This window comes from Lentzea nigeriaca, assembly GCF_016907955.1.
Lineage (GTDB): Bacteria > Actinomycetota > Actinomycetes > Mycobacteriales > Pseudonocardiaceae > Lentzea > Lentzea nigeriaca.
The window spans coordinates 1-1,453 of record NZ_JAFBCX010000038.1 but is presented as its reverse complement, the minus strand read 5'-3'; the positions used below and the strand labels follow the sequence as shown (position 1 = coordinate 1,453).

The 1,453-nt window shown below is 68.3% G+C and carries 1 protein-coding gene; it reads left to right on the top strand.

Features of this window, described 5'->3' with window-relative positions:
- Positions 1–223 precede the first annotated feature (223 nt).
- Positions 224–1,435 carry an IS110 family RNA-guided transposase gene (locus tag JOD27_RS44345; RefSeq protein ID WP_204768421.1) on the top strand — a complete coding sequence of 404 codons (1,212 nt, stop codon included), beginning with the start codon at positions 224–226 and terminating at the stop codon, positions 1,433–1,435.
- Positions 1,436–1,453 lie beyond the last annotated feature (18 nt).

The following is a 1,453-nucleotide window of genomic DNA, read 5'->3' as shown; positions in this document are numbered from 1 at the left end:
GCTCCATAAGCTTGTTGATGTCCAGGACGAGGTGTTCTGGACGCCCAGGACGGCGGGGTGTGGCTGATGTGTGCTTGCCGCTGGGTGGCTCTCCGGGAGTGGCCGCCTCGCTGTTCTGGACGCCCTGGCCGCTGATTGAAAAGTGTGCGTGTGGTCGCTGTTTATGGAGCTGCTGGCGGGGCCGTCCACGGGGTTGAACGACGGAAAGGGGAGGGCGGACCGCGTGGCGGTGCGCGAGAGGATCTGGGTGGGCGTCGACGTCGGCAAGGCCGGCCACCACGCGTGTGCGGTCGACGACTCCGGCAAGGTCGTGTTCAGCCAGAAGGTGGTCAACGGCCAGGCCGCGATCGAGGAGCTGATCGCCCGCGCGGGCCGCAAGGCCCGCGATGTGGTGTGGGCGGTGGACATGACCTCGGGCACGGCGGGGTTGCTGCTGGCGCTGCTGCTGCAGACGGGACAGCCGGTGCTGTATGTGCCGGGCCGGTTGGTCAACCGGATGGCCGGCGCGTTTCCCGGCGAGGGCAAGACCGACGCCAAGGACGCCCGCACGATCGCCGAGACCGCCCGCCTGCGAGGCGACCTCACCCAGGTGAGCAACCCGGACGAGATCGCGGCCGACTTGCGGATCCTGACCGCGCGCCGCGAGGACCTGATGGCCGACTGGGTGCGTGGAGTCAACCGGCTGCGCGAGCTGCTCGCCTCGATCTTCCCCGCCCTGGAACGCGCTTTCGACTACTCCACCCGCTCGGCACTGGTCCTGCTCACCGGCTACTGCACCCCAGCCGGTATCCGGGACGCGGGCGCGCCGGGCCTGGCCGAGCACCTGCGTGCCGGTGGCGCGTGGCCCAAGGGCATTCCGTCCATGGTGGACAAAGCTCTCGCGGCGGCGGACCAGCAAACCGTTGCCCTGCCGACAGAAAACATCACCGCGCCACTGATCATCAGATTGGCCCGGCAGCTGCTCGAGCTCGATCGCGAGATCAAGGATCTCGACAAGCAGATCACCGAGCGCTTCGGTGAACATCCGCACGCCGGCCCGATCACCAGCGTCGACGGGTTCGGACCGATCCTGGGCGCACAGCTGCTGGCCGACACCGGCGGCGACCTGCGCGCGGTGTTCGGCAACGCCGGCCGCATGGCCGCCTACGCCGGACTCGCCCCGGTACCACGCGACTCCGGACGAGTGCGGGGCAACCTGCACCGGCCCAAGCGCTATCACCGCGGCCTGCGCCGCGTGTTCTACCTGGCCGCCCTGTCGGCGATCAAGGTCCAGGACGGCCCGTCCCGGCGCTTCTACCTGCGTAAACGAGACGAGGGCAAACGTCACACCCAAGCACTCATCGCACTGGCACGCCGACTGGTCGACGTCATCTGGGCACTGCTGCGTGACGGCCGGGAGTTTCATCGCTCACCACTCACAGCCCAGATCACTTGACCTGATCATTGAAACTCC